This window comes from Peribacillus sp. NPDC096540 (genome assembly GCF_050278525.1).
GTDB lineage: Bacteria > Bacillota > Bacilli > Bacillales > DSM-1321 > Peribacillus.
This window is the reverse complement of record NZ_JBNNTG010000003.1, coordinates 41,600-63,395: the sequence shown is the minus strand read 5'-3', so window position 1 is coordinate 63,395 and position 21,796 is coordinate 41,600. Positions and strand designations below refer to the sequence as shown.

Genomic DNA, 21,796 nt, shown 5'->3' with positions numbered 1-21,796 from the left:
GATTACAGTTCCGATGACAGTTGTAAAAATAAGAATCATTACCATTGAGAACATCAAGAATCACTCCCCATATCTAACTTATCTTCAATTTATCATGTTTCCGCTGCTCTTAACCGTTGCTTATTTGAACAATTTGAATACAAACCATGGCAATAATGTGAAAGGAAACAGATCCATTAGCCGGTATCCTTCTCATTCCAATAACAACACTTATCTCCTTTTATATAAACCAATTTAATCATATTTACCTCCACCTTTCCTAAAATTTATAAATCCTAACGGATAACCGTACATATCAAGTCTTAGAAAAAAGGACGATGCTTCATTGCATTGTTTAGGTGTTCTTCACGAAGCTTGTGAATTCTCTCCTGTTGCAAACATTCTTCAGCAGTCATTTTTTTCATTTTAATTGTGATCGTAAAAAATAGCATATTCAGTGTCATAATATCACCTCCTTTAAGGGAGCGGCTCACCAAAAAGGCATAAAAAGGCCGCAGAAAGTTACTTCCTCCTGCGGGTATTTTTAGAGAATATAAAAAGACCGCAGGATAAAAGATTTCTCCCTGCGGCCGCTATGTCTGAATGATTAATAAAGCTAAAATTGCTTTATAAATATTCCGCTTGGTACAGGTCGAATAGTATTTGATTGTTATTTGAAACAGTCCAGCCAATCTGATTAGTGATGGATCCTTGTAAATACAATTTCATTTTCTTCGACCTCCTTTGGAATATTTTTTATTACCTGGTAAGTATATCCACAAATCACTTTTTTGTAAACGGCTTTTGCCTATTTTTTTGAAAGTTCTTTCTTTTTTCCTATTTTCATAAGAAATTCACAGCTAAGGGAGGTAATTAGTATGAAAAAGCAGCCCATAGAAAAGGCACCACTATCCTGTTATTGATTTTCTCTAAGTGTTGGAAAAACAAAAAAGCCTGATTCTCCGTCAACAACTACGAAGAATCAGGCTTACTTTTATTGTTTTAAAGAGTCATGGTCATCCATTTCTGCCAAGATCTTTTTATATTTATTGGATAATCGGAAAAATAGGATAGACATACAGAGGAACAAAATTGTGGCTCCCATATTGACATAAGTGGAAACCATCGTTTTTTCAATAGAAGGGAGTATGGTTCCTAAGTAGAAGAACGAGCCCACACATAGCAAGGTAATCGCAAATTGTCTAAAATCAGCCATTTTTGAACGTAGGACTGCCGCCGTTTGTATTTTACGATTTTTCATGCCATTTCCACCTTCTTTCAAGCTAGTAAGTAATCGATATCTCATTCTACCATATTTATTCCAAATGATACGGTGTAAATAATGGCAGTAAGCTGTGAAGGTGATGCTGTCCGTTTAACCTCTTAGCGCCTGTTCCAAATCTTCAACTAAGTCTTCCACGTCTTCAAGACCTACGGAAATACGAATTAATCCATCGGTGATTCCAAGTTCAGCACGGCGATCTGCTGGAATCGAAGCATGCGTCATCAAGGCTGGAACCGAGATTAAGCTCTCCACTGCCCCAAGGCTTTCTGCAAGGGTAAAGTATTTTACTTTCTCTAGCACACGTTTGGCCTTTTCTGCACTGCCGACATCGAATGAAACCATGCCGCCAAAGCCACGTGATTGTTTTTTGGCTATGTCATGGTTTGGATGGTTTTCAAGACCTGGATAATAGATTTTTGAAACTCCTTTATGCTCGGTTAAGAAACGAACGATTTGGGATGTGTTTTTTTCATGTTCTTCCATCCGGATGCCAAGTGTTTTCATGCCACGCATCAGCAGCCATGAATCTTGAGGCCCTAGCACGCCCCCTGTAGAGTTTTGGATGAAATGAAGGTCATTACCGAGTTTTTCATCATTCACCACGACAAGACCCGCTACAACATCGCTGTGCCCCCCAAGGTACTTCGTCGCGCTATGAAGTACGATATCTGCTCCAAGGTTAAGTGGATTTTGCCAATATGGCGTACTGAATGTATTATCCACAATAGTAAGCAAGCCGTTTGCATTAGCTATTTTAGATACCGATTCAAGATCAGTAATTTTCAATAATGGATTCGTCGGTGATTCAATGAACAATGCTTTTGTATTGCTCTTGATTTCTTTTTCGATAGTGTTAATGTCACTCGTATTGACGAAGGTCGCTTCAATGCCGAAGCGGTTCAACACTTTTGTCATGATCCGAAAAGAACCTCCATATACGTCATCGGTCAGCAATACATGATCACCTTGATTGAGCAACATCATCACCGCCGTCATCGCTGCCATTCCGGAACCGAAGGCAAATCCTCTTTTCCCTTCTTCGAGCTCCTTGATTAATTCCTCCAGGGCATGGCGGGTTGGGTTACCAGTACGGGAATACTCATAGCCTCGATGGTCTCCTGGACCATCCTGCTTGTAGGTGCTTACCTGATAGATCGGTACCGAAACCGCACCTGTTTTTTCATCACCAAAAATGCCGCCATGAATCAATTGTGTTTTTTTTCTCATTTCACAGGCCTCCCTGATAAATTTTTTTGCTTAAGTAACGTTCACTAGAATCCGGAAAAATCACGACAATATTTGTTCCTTGAGCAGCCTTTTCCGCTTCTATCATTGCCGCTGCAAACGCCGAACCAGAAGAACTCCCAACAAGCAGGCCTTCTTTAATCGCCAATTCCTTCACCATCTGAAATGCATTACTATCGCTTATCGTATGAATCTGGTCAAAATACGTTTCATCCATATAGGGAGGTAAAAATTCCATGCCGATCCCTTCTGTTTTATGAGGCCCAGCTTTGCCTCCGCTTAAAATTGATCCCTCTGGTTCAACAATGACGGTTTTGATCGCAGGATTTTTTTCTTTTAAATAACGTGATGTCCCCATGAAGGTCCCTCCCGTACCGGCACCAGCAACAAACACATCCACATAACCATTCAACTGCTCCCAAATTTCCGGACCTAGTGTTTTGTAATACGCCTCTGGATTAGATGGGTTGGCGAACTGCTGAGGACAATAGGCATCCGGAATTTCAGCCAGCAACTCCTTTGCCTTAGCAATCGCTCCTGTCATTCCTTCCTCTGTCGGAGTCTGAATCACTTTTGCACCAAGGGCTCGCATCAATTCCTGTTTCTCGGTACTAAATTTCTCCGGTACACAAAATATTACACCCACACCACTGTTAATCGCTGCCAGAGCCAAGCCAATCCCAGTATTTCCAGCTGTCGGCTCGATGATGGTTCCGCCCTCCTTTACTCTTCCTGACAGAAACGCTTGCGTTAAAAGTTCCTGACCAAGCCGATCCTTCACACTGCCCCCAGGGTTAAAGAATTCCAGCTTGGCAAAAATCCGGACTTCATTTGGAAGAGGGAAATGGGTGATTTCCATAAGGGGAGTCTCCCCAATCAAATCATGAATGTTTTGAAAGACCTTCATATTTGGACATCCTTTCAGAGTTTACCTACCGATTTAGTGTACTATACAAATAAAGAAATGATCAACGGAAAGGGTCCGCTGATCACTACCATTTATTTCATTTTTTCAACCATTTTTAAAATCAGAGCGGCTGAATGAAGTGCCGCCGTTTCTAAGAACTTGTCGAAGGAAATATTCGACTCCTTACCAGCGATATCTGAAAGGGAGCGAATGATAACAAACGGTGTTTTAAATTGGTGTGCTACCTGAGCAATAGCTGCCGCTTCCATTTCTACCGCATATAAATCCGTAAATTTCCCTCTGACGAATTCAACCCGAACAGGATCATTCATGAAAGAATCTCCCGTCACGATCAAACCTCTCGCCACTTGAATATCTTCAATTTCTTTCGCTGCTTCTTCTGCGATTGCAAAAAGCTTCTCATCCGGGATAAATGCTGCTGGCAATTGCGGCACTTGACCGTATTCATAGCCAAAGATTGTCACGTCAACATCATGGTGGCGCACTTCTGTTGAAATGACCACATCCCCGACATTAAGCGCTGGATGATAACCTCCAGCAGATCCTGTATTAATGACCGCATCCGGTTTGAATTTTTCTAAAAGAATCGTTGTGGACATCGCAGCATTCACTTTACCGATTCCCGATTTAAGTAAAATGACCTCAATGCCGTTCAGTGTCCCTGTGTTGAATTCGGATCCAGCAATCGTAACCTGTTCCAAACCTTCCAATTTATCACGTAAAATCGTAACTTCTTCTTCCATTGCTCCGATTATGGCTACCTTCATTAGTAAAAACCTCTTCCTATAATTTTTCAGCCTCCATAATCCAGACGAATTGATTGCAGCGCTCAAAGTTCACTTTAAATCCATGTGTTTCAAGTGCTTTTTCTAAAAAAGGAATGGTCGTATAATATTCCGTTTGCAAATCGTTTGCCAAATTATGAAAGCCTGCATGCTTTGCATCTTGAATCGCTTGTTCATGCGCGTCTCTCGATTGATACATTGTATCCGCAAACACTATTTTACCACCTGTATTCAGTAACTTTCCATAGTTCGCTATAGCTTTTTCTTTTTCTTCATCTGTTAAATGGTGAAAAGCATACGTACTCACAATCGAATCAACTTGTTTAGGCTCCGGAAAATCTATAAAATCACCATCGATAATTTCTGTTTCTACCCCTAACTTGCTAGCCGCTATTTCCCTCATTGAAGGTGATGGCTCAATTCCAGACACCATAAGACCTTTCTTCAGCAGCCTTGTCGTTAAATTCCCCGTCCCTACCCCAAACTCCAGTACATGACCGTGAGCCCGACTCGTGACGCTGTCTAATATGTTGTTATAATGTTTAAAAACCTCTTGATATTCAATATCGTGTCCACCGACGGTATCATCATACGATTTCGACCATTCCTCAAATAACTCTACAAATTCTCTGCCCATTTTAATCACCTTTTTATGATAAGATAACAAAACCTATAAGTATAATATGAAATGAACCTAAGAACAGTTCTTATTTTTTTAGGCAAATCTACCATTCAAGTTCAGATTCAATTCATTTGGTGTTAAACTAACACTATCAAAACGTTGGAGGAATACAGAAATGAATTTTCAACTCGACTTAAACTTATTCGAAGATAAAATTGAATTTTTTGAAGCAGAAAGCATTAAGAACCTAGAAGAAAAAATCCAGTCACAAATCGAAATCAATAAAGCGATCATGCTTCAAGTCCACTCCGTATCGCACCAAATGTATGTCAGTGAAGAGGGCAGAAGGTTTTACAGTGCTGTCGTTCACTTTAAAGCAAAAAAGTAATTTTTATTATCCAAAAAAACCTCGAAAAGAAGGACTCTTTTCGAGGTTTTTTTAATGTGGAGATATTTTCTTATTTACTCTGACTCTATTTCTTTTTATCATTAGTCTTCAATTCTTCAACCTTTACAGGCTTCCAACCTGATCCGTCTACCCATTCAATATAAACGCGGAAGGTTTTAGGGTTGTCCCCTTCTGATACAGTACCGATTGCAGTGTTAGGTGATCCGCCATTTTGGAGCCACCACAATTTCATGCTTCCTTGGTCAATACTGGCTCCATTGGCAATGGCTTTTTTCATTTCATTCCAATCAACAGAATCCTTCTGAAAGCTTGTTGTGTGTTCACCGGATTGCTCTGTGCCAACTGGTTTCCAGCTCTCACTCGTGTATGCTGTCGCGACATTCCCATCTCCGCTTCCTTCCACTTCGACAAGCTCAGCGTCCTCTGCTGCATCTGTGTTTGTGTCTGTATTTGTGTCTGTATTTGTATCTGTGTCTGTGTCATCTTCAGTATTTTCTTTTGTACCTTCTTCAGTTGCTTTGCTATCCTCGTCCTCCTCTTCCTCTTCCTTAGTCAAATCTGTATCTTCTTCTTTGCCAGCAGGTTTATCCACTTTCTTCTGATCTTTTTCAACGGTCTGCTTTGGTTCAGTTGTAGCTTTTTCTGGTTTAGAGCCATCATCACTTAAGAAAATAGAGACGGCGACAATGACTATTAGAATCGAGACAACAGTGATTGCGATATTATATATTTTATTTACTTTTCTTTTTTGATCTCTTTGATTGAATCTTGAGCCCAAGGTCCATTCCTCCCTTACCATTTCTTACTGCCTCATTTTAACATGATTCGGCTAGAGATAGAAGGGAAGGCTTTCCTAGACTTTTCGTCAATTCTTGCACTAGTCCTGGTCCTTGGAGTACATAACTTTTACAATATCTGAAAAAAGAGGCGTCATGCTGGTACTATCTTCTTGCGTTTCAAAACTGACTGTAACCAATGCATATTTAGGATTTTTATAAGGGAAATAGCCTGCAAACCATTTATTGAGCTTCCCTTTTTCAATATTTGTCTGTGCTGTTCCAGACTTGCCTGCGACCTCTACAGGTAAATCCCTTAAAGAAGCACCAGTCCCTTTCTCTTCGGTTACAACTTTCCGTAAAAGATGCTGCAGCTTCATTGTTGTATAGGGAGAAAGGGAATTCCCATCCATACTTTGATTTGGAAAGCTTACAACTGTTGTACTATTGTTAAATTCAACCTTAGACACGGCTTTGACCTGTTCTTTCTTACCGCCGCGGGCAATCGTCGCCATCATGTTGGCTATTGCAAGCGGTGTCGTTTGAACATCCTGTTGACCAATTGCCGTTTTGGCAATCATTTTAGGGTCCTTTTTTAAGTCGTCATCATGCCAGACCTTTCCTTTTTGTTCATGATGCAGTTGAGTAACTGCTGTATGATACACATCCCCCTGCCATCCCGATTCACCGATTAAGCCTAACATCTTTGCATATTTATCCAGATAGTCAGGGTCTTTCACGGCGATTTCCTGCGACAACTCGGCAAACGTCCTGTTACAGCTCTGAGCAAAGCTGTTTTCAAAATTAAGCATGCCCAGCTCTCTCTGTTTATCTGTTTTTCCGTTAATGGTCAAATTACAATTAAATGTTCTTGTAGGACTAGCTGCTTCATAATCAATTGCTGCTGCAGCTGTGACCGTTTTGAAAACGGAGCCCGGCGTTTTTTGAGTTAGCATCATATTTATGGCTCCTTCACCATTCGGATCCTTTATATCAAGTGCTGGACGTGATACCATGGCTACGATCTCACTTTTTTCTATATCAATCAGCACGAGACCCCCTTTTTTTATCCCTCGCTCGTCGACAAGCTTCTCCGCTTTTTCCTGGATTTCTTTATCAATCGTTGTTACAACCTTCACTGGGTAGAGCGGGTTTGCAGGTTCTACGTATTTTACATCCACACCGAACATTGGACCGCCAGTGGCATCCACATGAAAGACGAGCTTTGATTCTCCTGCTGAAAGCAAGAATTCGTCAAAGGTTCTTTCAAGTCCCGTATTGCCGATTCTTGTTTCAGCAGCTAGTTCCATATCCGGGTAACGCTTTTTCTTTTCGGAATCTGATTTATTCGTCGTACCAATCAATTGCGCTGCCGGAGTTTGATCATGATATAGCTTTTCTTTCACAGCAAAAACCCCAGGGATCTTCAATTCATTGATAGCCTTCGATTGGCTTGCTGTTAACTCAATCGGTTCATCTCCGCCAAAAACAAATGGTTCATCCGATTCCGCAATTGCCCTTTTCAACTCCGATTCCGGTATGCCGATAATCGAGGCAATTTCATCTATAGGCCATGTCATTTTGTTCAAAAATGGAAACAGCACAAGGGTTGGAATCTCTTCATGGGCAAGCGGCTCACCATTTCTGTCATAAAACTTCCCCCGCCCATCATCAATCTTTAATATCTGTGACCGCTGGTTTACACTTGCTTCTATTAAATTCACATCATGCTTAGAGAAGGATTCTGTCGATACAAGTTGGATGTAGGCAAGCCTGGCTATGAGCATTAGCATCAAAGTAGCCAATACAATAGCCAGCATCCTCATTCGTTTCTTTTTCATAAAAATACACCTCGTAACCATTGTTGACGAGGTGTGAATTTTTAAACAATTATGAACAAATTTAACTATCTTGATTTTCTACTTTCATTCAACTTATAGAGAGACTAACGTTATACCGACAAAAAGAGGATGCCCTAAGGGGCATCCTCTTTAAATATCATTAGCTAATAGACACGATTTTAACGCTCATTTCGCCGCCAGGTGTAATAATCGAAACCTTGTCGCCGACTCTTTTTCCAATTAAGCTTTTGGCGATTGGAGAATCATTTGAAATTTTCCCTTCGAATGGGTCCGCTTCAACGCTACCTACGATAGAATAGGTTTCTTCGTCACCGTTTGGAAGTTCTACAAATGTAACAGACTTTCCAAGTGAAACTGTATCTGTATTCGAATCATTGCCTTCAATGATTTTTGCATTACGAATCATGTTTTCGATTGTAGTAATGCGTCCTTCAACGAATGCCTGCTCTTCTTTTGCGGAATCATACTCTGAGTTCTCAGAAAGATCTCCAAAACTGCGGGCGATTTTAATTCTCTCTACAACTTCTTTCCGTTTAACTGTTTTTAATTGTTCCAGTTCCTGTTCAAGTTTTACCTTACCTTCTTTAGTCATTGGATATTCTTTTTCAATTGCCAAAACCCTTCACTCCTTCAAATTCTTTACAGCAAACATTTGCTGTGACAAGTTTATGTACTATATTGTTCTTAACGCCTTTAATAAAGTGCACGCTTTGATACTAAGAAACAAACCGTTCCTTAGTATATAAACCGACTGCACCTGAGCAGCCGGTTCGTTCTGTATCAAGAATAGAGTATTGCGTTTTCCAACATTTGTCCAGTCTTTCCCAATAAATAAATGGGATTTTTATAAAAAACGAAGGAAAATGGCACCTATCATTATTTATGCTATGTTATTACAAAAAAGACTTTTGTTCAAGGATTGTTTGAATTTTTGTCACCATAAGGTCAATCGCCACATGGTTTTGACCACCTTCAGGAATAATGATGTCGGCGTAACGTTTTGTCGGTTCGATGAACTGATTGTGCATCGGTCTAACGACACTAATGTATTGATCAATGACAGAATCTATGGAACGGCCGCGTTCTTTAATATCGCGCGTCATTCGGCGGAGTATCCGCAAGTCTGCATCAGTATCTACATAGAGCTTCATATCCATCAAATTTCGAAGGCGTTCATCTTCCAGCACCAGTATCCCTTCAAGAATGATAACATCCTGTGGTTCAACGGTGATTACCTCATCCGAACGTGTATGAATTGAATAATCATAAACAGGCTTTTCTATCGTTTCATAGCTTAGCAACGCATTAAGATGCTCGATTAACAAATCATTATCAAATGCGAGCGGATGATCATAGTTTGTTTTCAATCGTTCTTCAAACGGAAGATGACTCTGATCTTTATAATAATAATCTTGTTCGATCATCAAGATTGAATGACCTTGAAAGAATTCAAAAATTGAACGGGTAACACTTGTTTTACCTGACCCTGACCCGCCGGTAACTCCGATTACTACTGGTTTTTTCTCTATCATGTTAATTCTCCTTCCGCATCATATTGTTCACATATACTTGCTTATCTACTTGAATGCGGACAATTTGAAGCGGATGGCGTGCTGCGTCCAACTCATTACCTGACTCATCCCAGATCGTGCCGATTTTTTGAGTGAAATTTTCGATTTCCGGTCCGAAAAATTCCACTTCATCACCAGGCTTAAAGAAGTTACGCTGCTGTAGAGTGACGATTTGAGTTTCCTCATTGTAATCAAGCACCAGTCCAGCGAAGTCGAAGCGAGTCTTTACGGTATGATTCCCGAACATTTGCTGTTTATACCCAGGAATTTCTCCCTCCATGAACGCTGATGCTGTCTCACGGTTCGCACATTTGTCCAGCTCTTCCAACCATTCTTGCTTAATCTTGAAATTATCCGGATCGGCACAATACGCATCAATCACTTTACGGTAGACACTGACTACTGTAGCGATATAATGAATCGACTTCATCCGGCCTTCGACTTTTAAGCTATCAATGCCGATTTCAATCATGCCAGGCAAAGATTCAATCAATTTCAAGTCTTTCGGACTCATTGCGAACGGAGCATCTTCTTTATCAAATAAAGCTTTTTCCCCGTCTTGATTTAATTCATATAAATCATAATCCCAACGGCAAGACTGGCAACAGCCGCCGCGGTTCGAATCACGTGCAGTCATATGGTTTGAAAGCGTACAGCGTCCAGAATAGGCAATACACATTGCACCGTGAACGAACGCTTCGATTTCAATATCGACTTTCTCCTTCATTTCACGAATTTCATCAGCACTTGTCTCACGTGCCAAAACAACACGCTCCAGACCTTCCTCTTTCCAGTACTGAACAGCCTTCCAATTCGATAAAGACTGCTGTGTGCTTAAATGGATTTCAACGTTAGGAGCAACCCGCTTACAAGTTTCAATGATTAATGGATCAGCAACGATAATTCCATGAACACCGGCTTCCTGAAGGCCTTCCAGATATTCTTCAAGACCATCGATATTTTCATTATGAGCGAAGATATTCGTAGTCACATATACTTTAGCACCATATTTTTCAGCGAATTCAACGCCTTCCTTCATTTCCTCAAAAGTGAAGTTACCGGCATTTGAACGCAGTCCGTATTCCTGTCCGCCAATAAACACGGCATCTGCACCATAATGGACAGCTATTTTTAATTTTTCCAGGTTGCCAGCGGGCGCCAGCAATTCCGGTTTTTTAACAATGACTCTCTTTCCATCAACAATCTTGGAAATTTTATCAGCAATAGCATTCAAGGCTATTCCTCCTCTTTCTCTTACCCTTTTCTTTAATAAACCGATTCTTTAAAGAAGAATCCTGTATCCAACTCACGGTTTTCCGGCTGAATAGCTTTGACTTTTTCAAATAGCTCTGTTTTCATATCATCATAACGGTCCGTATCCTCTACACATACATCAATCGCTTCACGATATAACTTTGTCATTTCTACGATATACTCAGGCGTTTGTAACACCCCTTCAATTTTCAAAGAATCAATATCCGCTTCAATTAATTCCTGAAGTTCATCAATCATGCACATATCGTTCGGACTCATGATATGCGTTCCATTTTCGTCTTCATAAATCGGATATTTATTTTCACGTTCCTTGTCATGCAGGAACATATTTTTTTGTACCTTCCGATTTTCCACTTCTAACGCTTTGCCTTGGTATTCAAAATAATTACCTAGCAGTGTGCGCTTCGATTGGAACATGCACGTCATGCCATGGACCTGCACTTCAATCTCGACTTCGGCATTTTCCTTCATTTCAACAATCTCGTCCAAACTAATTTCACGAGCAGCCAAGGCACGGACAGCTCCGCGTTTTCCCCAATAATTACACGTGTACCAGTTTGTTACCGTCATCTCTGTATTCCAGTGCAACGGCATATCCGGCGCTACAGCTCGAATAGCCATTAAGACAGCAGGATCTCCAAAGATAATCCTGTCGGCCCCTGCTTCCTTCAGGAAAGCGACATATTCTTCAAGCTCGTCCACTTTTTCATTATGAAAAATAGCATTCATAGACACGTATACTTTTTTACCTGCTGCATGTGCAAGTTCAATCGCTTTCTTGACGTCCTCACGTTTGAACTCACCTGCTAAACGAAGCGCATAGCGTTGTTCCCCGATAACGAATGCATCAGCACCCGCATCGATAAGCGCTGTAATATGAGTGACACTTGTCGGAGTCACGAGTAATTCAGGCTTTTTCATTTTTGTCACCTCTATGTTTACTTATGGCCACACCGTCACCAATCGGCAGAATTACTGTATCGTAATGTGGATGGTTGTGTAACCAATTGTTAAAATCTCTAATTTTTTTTATAAGAGCACGTTTTCGTCTCGTCATTTCCATTTCTTCTATGTTTTCAGCAACCAAGCCTTTAAATAATACATTATCAGTAATAATAATGCCAGCATCATTCAGGAATGGCTCAAACAGTTCAAAGAAGCGCTTGTATTGCCCTTTAGCTGCATCAACAAAGATAATATCAAATGGACCATGTTCTTTTACTAGCGGCCCTGCTTCAAGGGCATCCCCTTCAATAAGGGTAATCCGTTCCGAAAGGCCAGCCTTTGCAAAATTAGCTCTCGCCTGTTGAATTCGAGCTTCATTCCGTTCAAGTGTGACGATACGCGCTTCTGGCAAGGTTTCAGCCATTCTTATAGCCGAATAGCCAATCGCTGAACCAACTTCCAATATTGACTGCGGTTGATGAAGCCTCAAGATCTGGAGTAGCACCTCTATACCTTCAGGCTCCATGATCGGCACATTATTTTCCATTGCAAAATCCTCTAACTCCTTAATCAAACCCGTACGTTCCGGGATTAAGGAATGAAGATATTGTTCTATTTTTCCGTTCAAGACATTTCCTCCAATAATAAGAAAAACGAAAGCGCTTTGGTTGGTTCAAGCAGAAGATGGGGTGGACCGAAAGATAATCAGTATCTTTTAAGTGCCATCATCTTTACACAACATGCTGAAACCAGTATGCTTGACGATCTATATTTCCTTATCTTTCAAAATAAAACCCGGCAATCGCCGAGTTACAGTCATCGATAAAAATCGGATCTGAAATTTCACTTTTACTATTCTATCATAAAAACAAGGGGAAAGTAATATCCCTCCCCCCTAGTCGCTTTAGCTATCAGCTATTATTTATTGGTAATATGTTCTGCCTTTTTATTATTGTGCTCATCCAACGTTTTCGAATAAAGAACTTCTCCTTCAGGTGTTGCCAAGAAGTATAAGAAATCTGTCTTCTCAGGCTTCAACACCGCATCAATTGATGTCGTCCCGGCATTGGCAATCGGCCCTGGCGGCAACCCCTTGTTCTTATACGTATTATACGGAGACTTCACCTCAAGGTCTTTGTATAGCACCTTACTTTTATGTGAACCTTTTGCATACAAAACGGTCGGATCCGTTTGAAGCGGCATATCTTTCTCAATACGATTATAAAAGACGGAAGCAATTTTCCCACGGTCTACCTGGGCCGTTGCCTCTTCTTCAACAAGCGAAGCAAATGTCAACATCTGGTGCACAGAATAATCTTTTTTGTTCATCTGAGTTTCGTATCCCTGCAAGGTCTCTTCCGTTTTCTTCAGCATCTCAATTACTACTGTTTCTAAGGACGGTTTTTCCTCATAAAAGTCATAAGTCGCTGGGAATAGATACCCTTCAAGCGGATACAAAACATTTTTATTCTCAATCTCCGACGTTAACAGCTCCGGAAATCTCTTTTGCATGGACTTAACAAATTTCTCATTATTCAATTTCTTAAAAATTTCTTTCGGATCTTGATCCGTCTTCACAGCAATGATATCGGCAATCTGAATTAGCTGCTTTCCTTCAGGAATCGTTATTTTTAGGGCCGCTTCTTTCATAAGTTTCCCGGTTTTGATACTAGTTACAATATCTTGAATTGGCATAGATGGTGATAATTTATACTCCCCTGCCTGAAAACCAGATTCATTACGGAATTTAATATAATATTTGAATACACGGGCGTCCTTGATTATACCCTGCTCTTCAAGCAATGTTGAAATTCCATTCACGGAAGAACCGATTGGAATTTTCACTGTCTTAATCGTGTCATCATCTGGATCGACTGGTTTCATGGCTGAGTTAATATATAAAAAGCCCACAAGACAAACTATCCCGATTAATAAAATTAGCGAAGCTATCGTAATCATGATAATTTTACGAACAAGCTTGGCTTCTCCTTGCTGTTCTAACAATTTCATTCGAATATGTTCCTTTTTTGATAAATTATGATCTTTTTCTTTTTCATCCATTTTCATTCCCCCTGCAAACTTACACCAACTACTTAAGATGCTTTCTCTAATTAGACTTTGCTTCGAATATTATACTAAAATCAACAAATAAATACATGTTTTTTGCAAAACTACATTCGTTATTACTCTATTTATGGCAAAATCACACTAGTTTTGTCAATATACAGGTGTTATTTAATAGGGAATAAGTGATATCATTTAGTAATCAGCTGTAATAGACTTTCATGAGATTTCCTTCGGATGTGAGTGGTGTTTCTGACATTTGATAAAATGAAACGAATATTTATGATGTTATGCTACTATTAATTTTATGATAAAGAAGGGTGTGAAGGAGTTGGATAGTTCTTATTTTGTAGGTTGGGGGACACTGGCACTCATTAATGCCGGGCTTGCTCAAGGTAAAAATAGAACGGCTTTGAATTGGTTCATATTATCATTATTTTTAGGTCCACTCGCTACTTTTATTCTTTTGTTTGTGGAGAAAAGATAAGGATTTTTTGGTACATAATGAAAAAAACTGACCTTGGTTGAAGGTCAGTTTTTTTATAGATTATTCTTCTTCAGCTTCTTCTTTGTCAAGGAATGTGTTTAACATTTCTTCGACTAGATCCCATTCTTCTTCTGTTTCGATTGGTGCAAGTTCACCATCTTTATTATCTTCGCTTGGTGTGAATGATGAAGCGTGGATTTCAATTTCTTCCTCGTCATCTTCTGCAGACATCGGATAGTAAAGTACATAAGATTTGTTAAATTTATCAGAATCGAATGTGAACAGGATCTCGCAAAGCTGCTCGTTTCCGTTTTCATCTACTACTGTAATGTTGTTTTCGCCGTGTTCCATTTGTATTCACCTCATATTGAATTTGTTTGTCTGTCCAAGAAACCTTGTAGAATCATGACAGCTGCCATTTTATCAATGACTTTCTTACGTTTGCTTCGGCTCACGTCCGCCTCAAGAAGAACACGTTCAGCCGCCATAGTTGTCAACCGTTCATCCCAGAGAAACACCGGCAGCTTGAATTTGTTTTCTAAACGTTTGGCGAAATCTTGGCTGATCTCACCACGCGGTCCAACGGTTCCGTTCATATTTTTGGGTAAACCGAGGACAATTTTAGAAACTTCATGTTCTTTTATTATTTCATTGAGACGTTTAAAGCCGAAGTCATTTCCAGCTTCGTTAATTTTGATTGTTTCCAATCCTTGTGCAGTCCACCCCATCGCGTCACTCACGGCAACGCCGATGGTTTTTGAACCTAAATCAAGTCCCATTGTGCGCATTAGTATTCCTCTCGATGGTTCTTAAGATACGATTTAACCAATTCTTCGATGATTTCATCGCGTTCAAGCTTACGAATAATGTTTCGAGCATCCATATGGCGCGGGATGTAGGCCGGGTCACCAGATAATAGATAACCAACAATCTGGTTAATCGGGTTATAACCTTTTTCCTGAAGTGCAACATAAACTTGAGACAATACTTCCTGTACATCTCTTTCGAATGGTTCTTCGGGAAAATTAAATTTCATCGTTTTATCAAAGGAACTCATTATCATGCACCTCTCCTCAGCGTCCAGAATCCATTATTATCTTCATTGTACAACACTTTTCATTGATTATGAAATCGATAAGACCCATTCTTCAACAAAATTAAGTGCTGCATCCAATTTTTCTGGGTCTTTTCCACCGGCTTGTGCCATATCTGGACGTCCGCCGCCGCCTCCACCGCAACGTGATGCGACTTCTTTGATTAATTTACCGGCATGGAAACCGCGTTCGATATAATCCTTCGTAACTCCGGCAATCAAATTGACTTTATCATCTTGAGCAGATCCTAATACGATAATGACAGAATCAAGCTTTTGTTTCAAATCATCTGCCATCGCACGTAGATTATTCATGTCAGTTGCTTGTACTTTTGCCACCAATACTTGTACACCATTAATTTCTTTTACGTTAGATACAAGGCTGCCTGCTTCAATATTACTTAATTTTGCAGTCAAGCTTTCATTTTCACGATGAAGATCCTTCACTTCCGCTAAAACTGTTTCAATTCTTGAAGGTACATCTTTCAAGTTTGTTTTCAATTTAGCAGCTGCGTCTTTTAATACACCGATTTGGTCAGTCATCAATTTGTATGCCCCTGCTCCTGTTACTGCTTCAATCCTGCGTGTACCCGCACCGATGCCACTTTCAGAAACAATTTTGAACAAGCCGATTACCGCTGTATTTGGGACGTGAACACCGCCGCAAAGCTCAAGACTATAATCGCCAATTTGAACGACACGGACTATCTTACCATATTTTTCGCCGAACAAGGCCATCGCGCCCATTGCTTTTGCTTCTTCAATATTTTTATAATCCGTATTCACTTGTAAGCTTTGCCAAATTTTTTCATTTACAATCGTTTCAATCTGTTCTATCTCTTCTGCTGTAATCTGACCGAAGTGAGAGAAGTCAAAACGAAGACGCTCAGCTTGTACCAGTGAACCAGCTTGGTTAACATGTGTTCCTAGTACATCTTTCAAAGCTTGATGTAATAGATGTGTCGCCGTATGATTTTTCGTAATATGGATACGGTTTTCTTGGTCTACCGCTGCAACAATTTCAGTGTTTGTAGTCAAAGTGCCGGCTACAACAGTTACACGGTGCAGATTTTGGCCATTTGGTGCTTTTTGAACATCATGTACATCCACTTTAACGGATTCACTAGCCATTGTTCCTTTATCAGCTATTTGCCCGCCGCTTTCAGCGTAGAAAGGAGTTTGGTTAAGAATCACCTGAACTTCTTCTCCTTCTTGTGCTTCTGTTACAAGTTCGCCATTTTTCACGATTGCCGCAACTTTTGCATCAACTGCAACCTGATCATATCCGACAAATTCACTTTCAACTTTAATGTCGCCTAATACTCCACCTTGAATCTGCATGGAATCCACATCTTGACGCGCAGAGCGAGCACGTTCACGCTGTGCTTCCATTTCTTTTTCAAAGCCAGATTGATCAATCGTCATGCCTTCTTCTTCCGCATATTCTTCCGTTAATTCGATTGGGAAGCCGTATGTGTCATACAAACGAAATGCGTCGCTACCTGGAATGACTGTGCCGCCTTTTTCTTTTTCTTTTTTGATGACTTCAGAAAGAATAGCTAGTCCATCATGAAGCGTTTCATGGAACCGTTCTTCTTCATTTTTGATTACTTTCGCAATGAATTCTTTATTAGCAAGAACTTCTGGGTAGTAATCTTTCATGATTTCACCAACCACTGTCACAAGCTCGAACATGAATGGGCGGTTAATGTTGATTTGCTTCGCATAACGAACCGCTCTACGAAGTAAACGACGTAGCACATAGCCGCGACCTTCATTGGATGGAAGTGCTCCGTCTCCAACAGCAAATGCTACTGTACGTATATGGTCGGCAATGACTTTAAATGCCACATCTTTTTCTACATCGACTCCATATTTCACATCAGAAATTTCTTCAACAGCTCGGATAATTGGTATGAATAGGTCTGTATCATAGTTTGTCGCCACATTTTGCACGACTGAAGCCATACGTTCTAGACCCATCCCTGTATCAATATTTTTCTTCGGAAGCGGTGTGTAAGAACCGTCCGGATTATGGTTAAATTGAGAGAACACAAGGTTCCAAACCTCTAAATGCCGTTCATTTTCGCCACCAGGATATAATTCTGGATCATTCGGGTCATCACCATATTCTGGGCCACGGTCATAGAAAATCTCCGTATTTGGGCCACTTGGACCTTCACCAATATCCCAGAAGTTTTCTTCTAAACGAATGATTCTTTCTGCAGGAACACCGATTTTTTTATTCCAAAGCTCAAATGCTTCGTCATCTTCCGGGTGGATTGTCACCGCTAATTTCTCTTTATCAAAACCAATCCATTTTTCGTCGGTCAAAAATTCCCATGCCCATGTGATTGCTTCTTCTTTAAAGTATTCACCGATGGAGAAGTTACCAAGCATTTCGAAAAACGTATGATGACGTGCAGTTTTTCCCACGTTTTCAATATCATTTGTACGAATTGCTTTTTGTGCATTTGTAATCCTTGGATTTTCAGGAATCACCCGTCCATCAAAATATTTCTTTAACGTTGCTACCCCAGAGTTGATCCATAGCAATGATGGATCTTCATGAGGAACCAATGACGCACTTGGTTCAATGTTATGGCCTTTTTCACTAAAAAAATCTAAATACATTTGGCGGATTTGAGCACCAGTTAAATACTTCATCTATATATCCTCCTTTAAAATTATGTAATTTTGAGCACACAAAAAACTCCCATCCCAAAAACAGGGACGAGAGTTAACTCGCGGTACCACCCTGATTATGGACGTAGAAAAAGCCTTCGTCCATCACCTTCATAAAAGCCTTAACGCGGCATGACGGCAGGTATTAGCTGCTCTCAGGACTAGCTTTCTGCTGCTCTTCACCTCGCAGTCCCTTTCAGCCAGGGGGACGCCTCTCTTTTAGATGGACTTCAGCATACTTCATCCTTCAACGAATTATCTTATGTAATGGATTATATTCACAAGACTTTTATTTGTCAATAAGGGGCGGCTTCTTTCTGAAGTGAACACGGGCATGAAGCACAAAAACTTTCAGAACAGCCAAGATAGGGATTGAAAGAACCATTCCCGTAATCCCGCCTATTTCACCTCCAGCTACCAATGCAAGCATGATGAAAAGTGGATGCATATGGAGGCTTTTCCCGACAATAAGAGGTGACAGTATATTCCCCTCAAGAAATTGAAGCACAAGCACGATGACTATGATTATCATCACCATTTTCACAGATATTGTGGCGGCAATTATGACCGCAGGAATGGCCCCGATAATCGGTCCAAAATACGGAATGACATTCGTAATTCCGATAATCGCGCCTAACAACAACGGATATTGCATTCCGACTATCCAAAAAAGTATGGATGAGATCACTCCAATCGCAACACAGACGATAATTTGCCCGCGGATATACCCTCCTAGGGAAGCGTCAACATCCCGTACGAATGCACGTCCCTGCTTGCGCCATTTTTTCGGGGTCATATACCAGGCCATTTTTTTTAACGTAGCAAAGTCTTTCAGGATATAAAAAGCAATGAATGGAATAAGCGCAATCAAAACAACGAAATCAAACAGCTTCATCGCATACTCCATCGCTTTTTCCGGCATACCTTTCAGCCAGTCTTCGAAAAGAACGACTCCCTCTTCAAACCTTTCATGAATCCCGAACGGCCAGGCAGCCGTTTGATGATTGAGCTTGTCTACCCTGCCTTGATACTGCTCGACCAGTTCCGGAACACTTTCGGACAGCTCGCGCACCTGACTAACCATTACCGGAATGCCTTTATAAACCGCAAATCCAATACCACCAAAAAACAGCAAGTAAATGATTGTAATGGAAAGCCAGCGATGCATACCTTTCTTATTTAAAAATTCCACAACCGGATGCAGTAAATAACTGATGAATGCACCAATGAGAAAGGGTAGCAGTACAGTTACACATACAGTTACAGCCGGTCCCCACATAGGCTTCAGTTTCATAAAAATATATATAACAAAAAATAAGAGCAATAAAAAACCAAGCCTATAAAACCACTTGAGACGAATACTCACAAAATCTACACCTCCCGCTCATTTATTGTTCGAAAGGTGAGCGGTTTTCATACATGAAAAAGAGTGCCCTAAGCATCAGGACACCCATTCCCTTTAAAGTAATGATTTTATTCTTTTGCGTATTTTTTTCATACTCCGGTTAATCGTTTTTGAGTTCATCATGTTCATAAGACCATTACGTGAACGTCTAGCCATTGCTTGCACCTCTTCCGTTAATTACATGCTGAAGCGGCGGTCATTTTCCTCAAACAAGTCGTCTAATGAGCTTAAACTTCCATCTTCTTCGACCTGGTGCGTATTAATAATTCCCTCAGAAATGGTCATTTCAATAAAACAATTCCAACAATAATATTGATTTACACCAATCTTCCCAACATCTTTACTGCGGCAATTCGGACAATTTATTTCCAAAATGGACACCTCACTGTTCATAAACTGAAACAATGATGGTATCCTTCCCTAATGTAGGCGGCTGTTTAGATTCAATCACTGTCGTCTCCGAGAAAAAACCATCCGTTGTTTCATACGCTATAATCGTGCCCATTTTTTCCCTGAAATATACATCCTGCAGTAAACCGAGCTCCTCGCCCATTTCTGAAAGAAGCATTCGTCCCAATACTTCATCCTTTGTTAACCAGATGGAATCATCAGGCACCTTCTTTGGGGTTGACTCTTGTTGTATGATGACAATCCCATCCGGACCAAATGAAGAAATATCGTCCAGAGTCAAATGAAAAGATCTTTTAAACAATGCTTGTTGATGAATGACCAAACCTGATACCTGACCCGCCTCAGAAATAGATAAATCATGGATTGTGCCGATTCTTTCTCCTTTGATAGTAAAAACCGGCATTCCTTTCAATACAGAAAACGTCCGCAAGGTCATCCCGCCTTTCCGAACATTTTTATTATTTCTTTCATCTCGTAAATAGATGTGCTGAAAGGTTTTCCATTGTTGAATCATCTTAGAAAACGTAGAGTTTCAGGCATAAAAAAAAGACCGGTTTCCCGGTCAAATCTACCTTACCATCCACGGCTAGAACCTCCGCCACCGGAGCTTCCTCCTCCACCGCCTCGTGAGCCACCGCCACCACTGCCGCCTCCTCCTCCGCGACTAATGAACATCAAGAGGATATTGATGATAATTTGAAGGAAAAATCCTTTAAACAATTTGGCATCGAGGATGAACAAAATGATGACCACAACGATGATGAGAAAAATCTGTAAACCTGATGGCTGAAAAGTACCTGTATCTGTTTGAACGGAAAGATCTTGATAAAACTCGTCACCTAAATTATATTCCTCCGTGACCTCGTTATAAACAGCCTTATAGGTTTCAGTCAGAGCAAGATTGTAATTTCCTTCTTTTAGCTGAGGGATTGCCACATTGTCCAAAATCTGTCCTGATTTTATATCAGTAATGGCACCTTCTAACCCGTACCCCACTTCAATCCGGATTTTCTTCTCCTCTACGGCCAGAACAATGAGGACTCCGTTATTTAGCTCTGCATCCCCGAGCTTGAATTTCCTAAATGCTTCGACCGAGTACTCCTCAATTTCAGAGCCTTCCATTGAGTCAACGGTTAAAACAGAAATTTGTGCTTTTGTAGCATCATCTAATCGTTTTCCCAGTTCTATAAGCTCTGATTTTTCCTGATCATCGAGGACTCCAGCAAAATCCTGGACATAAATATCTCCAACAGGTTTCGGAATGTTAGGTTCTGCTGCGACTACGTTTGCTAAATTGAGAGTGAAAATAAAAAATAGCGCAAACACAGCGAGTTTTTTCATTATTTATCGCTCCCGAAATCAACTTTCGGCGTTTCTTTTTCTTGATCAGTCACTTCAAAATATGGTTTTTCTTCGAATCCAAATGCGCTCGCCATCATATTCTTTGGAAAGCGTTTAATGGTCTTGTTATACGTGGTTACTTCGTCATTATAGTCTTTTCTTGCGACGGTCAACCTATTTTCTGTTCCCTCTAAACTATCCATGAGGCCCTTAAAGTTCTCATTTGCCTTTAAATCAGGATAGTTCTCGACGACGACCAAAAGACGGCTTAACGCCCCACTCAGTTCTTGATCTGCATCAATGGCATCTTTCGTTGAATTAGCACCTGCCAACTTCGAACGTGCATCACTGACCGCTTTAATGGCTTCAGTTTCGTGCGATGCATAACCTTTTACGGTTTCAACAAGATTCGGAATCAAATCTGCTCTTCGTTTTAATTGGTTATCTACCTGTGACCACTTATTGTCGACGTCTTCATTGGCACTAACTAGACCATTGTAAGAAGAAGCCCCATAGATGACAATTAAAACTACAACAACTAAACCTATAATCCATCCCTTTTTCATCTAAATCCTCCTACTCTTTCTGCATATAAATTATATTCTATATTAGTTCCACTAAAACTATG

The 21,796-nt window shown here is 40.4% G+C and carries 25 protein-coding genes; 2 read left to right on the top strand and 23 right to left on the bottom strand.

Features of this window, described 5'->3' with window-relative positions; genetic code table 11:
* Positions 1 to 302: 302 nt before the first annotated feature.
* From ACQKMR_RS04145 to ACQKMR_RS04120, 6 genes are all read right to left on the bottom strand, one after another.
* Entirely contained in the window at positions 303 to 443 is a 141-nt protein-coding gene (locus ACQKMR_RS04145; protein WP_116820737.1) for a YrzI family small protein, read from the bottom strand.
* Between the two features lie 530 nt (positions 444 to 973).
* Complete coding sequence (locus ACQKMR_RS04140; protein ID WP_427696151.1) at positions 974 to 1,240, bottom strand: YrhC family protein; 267 nt, start codon at positions 1,238 to 1,240, stop codon at positions 974 to 976.
* A gap of 114 nt (positions 1,241 to 1,354) precedes the next feature.
* The gene (locus ACQKMR_RS04135) at positions 1,355 to 2,491 is read right to left on the bottom strand and encodes a bifunctional cystathionine gamma-lyase/homocysteine desulfhydrase (RefSeq protein ID WP_427696150.1); all 1,137 of its coding nucleotides are present in this window, start codon (positions 2,489 to 2,491) and stop codon (positions 1,355 to 1,357) included.
* Position 2,492: 1 nt separating this feature from the next.
* The gene (locus ACQKMR_RS04130; RefSeq protein WP_427696149.1) at positions 2,493 to 3,416 is read right to left on the bottom strand and encodes a PLP-dependent cysteine synthase family protein; all 924 of its coding nucleotides are present in this window, start codon (positions 3,414 to 3,416) and stop codon (positions 2,493 to 2,495) included.
* Positions 3,417 to 3,508: 92 nt separating this feature from the next.
* A complete protein-coding gene (gene mtnN, locus ACQKMR_RS04125; RefSeq protein ID WP_427696148.1) occupies positions 3,509 to 4,204 on the bottom strand; it encodes a 5'-methylthioadenosine/S-adenosylhomocysteine nucleosidase in 696 nt (231 codons plus the stop codon).
* A gap of 16 nt (positions 4,205 to 4,220) precedes the next feature.
* Positions 4,221 to 4,859, bottom strand: coding sequence for a class I SAM-dependent DNA methyltransferase (locus tag ACQKMR_RS04120; protein ID WP_427696147.1), 639 nt, complete (start codon positions 4,857 to 4,859; stop codon positions 4,221 to 4,223).
* 160 nt (positions 4,860 to 5,019) lie between these two features.
* Here ACQKMR_RS04120 and ACQKMR_RS04115 point away from each other — a divergent pair, with 160 nt between their 5' ends.
* On the top strand, positions 5,020 to 5,232 hold the full coding sequence (locus tag ACQKMR_RS04115) for a DUF2536 family protein (protein ID WP_053347042.1): 213 nt from the start codon (positions 5,020 to 5,022) through the stop codon (positions 5,230 to 5,232).
* A gap of 85 nt (positions 5,233 to 5,317) precedes the next feature.
* Here ACQKMR_RS04115 and ACQKMR_RS04110 read toward each other — a convergent pair whose 3' ends face one another.
* From ACQKMR_RS04110 to mltG, 8 genes are all read right to left on the bottom strand, one after another.
* Positions 5,318 to 6,031 (bottom strand): YrrS family protein, encoded by a 714-nt coding sequence (locus ACQKMR_RS04110; RefSeq protein ID WP_427696146.1) that lies wholly within the window; start codon positions 6,029 to 6,031, stop codon positions 5,318 to 5,320.
* A gap of 99 nt (positions 6,032 to 6,130) precedes the next feature.
* On the bottom strand, positions 6,131 to 7,870 hold the full coding sequence (locus tag ACQKMR_RS04105; protein WP_427696145.1) for a peptidoglycan D,D-transpeptidase FtsI family protein: 1,740 nt from the start codon (positions 7,868 to 7,870) through the stop codon (positions 6,131 to 6,133).
* Positions 7,871 to 8,030: 160 nt separating this feature from the next.
* Complete coding sequence (gene greA, locus ACQKMR_RS04100; protein WP_427696144.1) at positions 8,031 to 8,507, bottom strand: transcription elongation factor GreA; 477 nt, start codon at positions 8,505 to 8,507, stop codon at positions 8,031 to 8,033.
* Positions 8,508 to 8,784: 277 nt separating this feature from the next.
* The gene (gene udk, locus ACQKMR_RS04095; RefSeq protein ID WP_427696347.1) at positions 8,785 to 9,420 is read right to left on the bottom strand and encodes a uridine kinase; all 636 of its coding nucleotides are present in this window, start codon (positions 9,418 to 9,420) and stop codon (positions 8,785 to 8,787) included.
* 4 nt (positions 9,421 to 9,424) lie between these two features.
* Positions 9,425 to 10,696 (bottom strand): peptidase U32 family protein, encoded by a 1,272-nt coding sequence (locus ACQKMR_RS04090; protein ID WP_427696143.1) that lies wholly within the window; start codon positions 10,694 to 10,696, stop codon positions 9,425 to 9,427.
* Between the two features lie 32 nt (positions 10,697 to 10,728).
* Positions 10,729 to 11,658, bottom strand: a complete 930-nt coding sequence (locus ACQKMR_RS04085; protein WP_427696142.1) for a peptidase U32 family protein — start codon at positions 11,656 to 11,658, stop codon at positions 10,729 to 10,731.
* On the bottom strand, positions 11,645 to 12,310 hold the full coding sequence (locus tag ACQKMR_RS04080; protein WP_427696141.1) for an O-methyltransferase: 666 nt from the start codon (positions 12,308 to 12,310) through the stop codon (positions 11,645 to 11,647). The genes ACQKMR_RS04085 and ACQKMR_RS04080 overlap by 14 nt, the downstream gene beginning before the upstream one ends.
* A gap of 290 nt (positions 12,311 to 12,600) precedes the next feature.
* The gene (mltG, locus tag ACQKMR_RS04075) at positions 12,601 to 13,749 is read right to left on the bottom strand and encodes an endolytic transglycosylase MltG (RefSeq protein ID WP_427696140.1); all 1,149 of its coding nucleotides are present in this window, start codon (positions 13,747 to 13,749) and stop codon (positions 12,601 to 12,603) included.
* Positions 13,750 to 14,077: 328 nt separating this feature from the next.
* Between mltG and ACQKMR_RS04070 the strand changes: the two genes are divergently transcribed.
* The gene (locus ACQKMR_RS04070; protein WP_427696139.1) at positions 14,078 to 14,233 is read left to right on the top strand and encodes a hypothetical protein; all 156 of its coding nucleotides are present in this window, start codon (positions 14,078 to 14,080) and stop codon (positions 14,231 to 14,233) included.
* 60 nt (positions 14,234 to 14,293) lie between these two features.
* Here the strand turns inward: ACQKMR_RS04070 and ACQKMR_RS04065 are convergent, their stop codons facing one another.
* The 9 genes from ACQKMR_RS04065 to ACQKMR_RS04025 all read right to left on the bottom strand — a co-directional run bounded on the left by ACQKMR_RS04065 (position 14,294) and on the right by ACQKMR_RS04025 (position 21,734).
* Positions 14,294 to 14,584, bottom strand: coding sequence for a DUF1292 domain-containing protein (locus tag ACQKMR_RS04065; RefSeq protein WP_427696138.1), 291 nt, complete (start codon positions 14,582 to 14,584; stop codon positions 14,294 to 14,296).
* An 11-nt stretch (positions 14,585 to 14,595) separates the two neighbouring features.
* On the bottom strand, positions 14,596 to 15,021 hold the full coding sequence (ruvX, locus tag ACQKMR_RS04060) for a Holliday junction resolvase RuvX (protein ID WP_053347052.1): 426 nt from the start codon (positions 15,019 to 15,021) through the stop codon (positions 14,596 to 14,598).
* A complete protein-coding gene (locus tag ACQKMR_RS04055; protein WP_034311358.1) occupies positions 15,021 to 15,290 on the bottom strand; it encodes an IreB family regulatory phosphoprotein in 270 nt (89 codons plus the stop codon). The genes ruvX and ACQKMR_RS04055 overlap by 1 nt, the downstream gene beginning before the upstream one ends.
* 66 nt (positions 15,291 to 15,356) lie before the next feature.
* On the bottom strand, positions 15,357 to 17,993 hold the full coding sequence (gene alaS / locus ACQKMR_RS04050) for an alanine--tRNA ligase (protein ID WP_427696137.1): 2,637 nt from the start codon (positions 17,991 to 17,993) through the stop codon (positions 15,357 to 15,359).
* Between the two features lie 307 nt (positions 17,994 to 18,300).
* Positions 18,301 to 19,377: an AI-2E family transporter gene (locus ACQKMR_RS04045; protein ID WP_427696136.1), complete on the bottom strand. Its 1,077-nt coding sequence runs from the start codon at positions 19,375 to 19,377 to the stop codon at positions 18,301 to 18,303.
* A gap of 216 nt (positions 19,378 to 19,593) precedes the next feature.
* Positions 19,594 to 19,809, bottom strand: a complete 216-nt coding sequence (locus ACQKMR_RS04040) for a hypothetical protein (protein ID WP_053348138.1) — start codon at positions 19,807 to 19,809, stop codon at positions 19,594 to 19,596.
* A complete protein-coding gene (locus tag ACQKMR_RS04035) occupies positions 19,799 to 20,257 on the bottom strand; it encodes a PRC-barrel domain-containing protein (RefSeq protein WP_427696135.1) in 459 nt (152 codons plus the stop codon). Before ACQKMR_RS04035 ends, ACQKMR_RS04040 begins: the two co-directional genes overlap by 11 nt.
* A 143-nt stretch (positions 20,258 to 20,400) precedes the next feature.
* Positions 20,401 to 21,168: a TPM domain-containing protein gene (locus ACQKMR_RS04030; RefSeq protein WP_427696134.1), complete on the bottom strand. Its 768-nt coding sequence runs from the start codon at positions 21,166 to 21,168 to the stop codon at positions 20,401 to 20,403.
* On the bottom strand, positions 21,168 to 21,734 hold the full coding sequence (locus tag ACQKMR_RS04025) for a LemA family protein (protein WP_427696133.1): 567 nt from the start codon (positions 21,732 to 21,734) through the stop codon (positions 21,168 to 21,170). The genes ACQKMR_RS04030 and ACQKMR_RS04025 overlap by 1 nt, the downstream gene beginning before the upstream one ends.
* Positions 21,735 to 21,796: the final 62 nt, after the last annotated feature.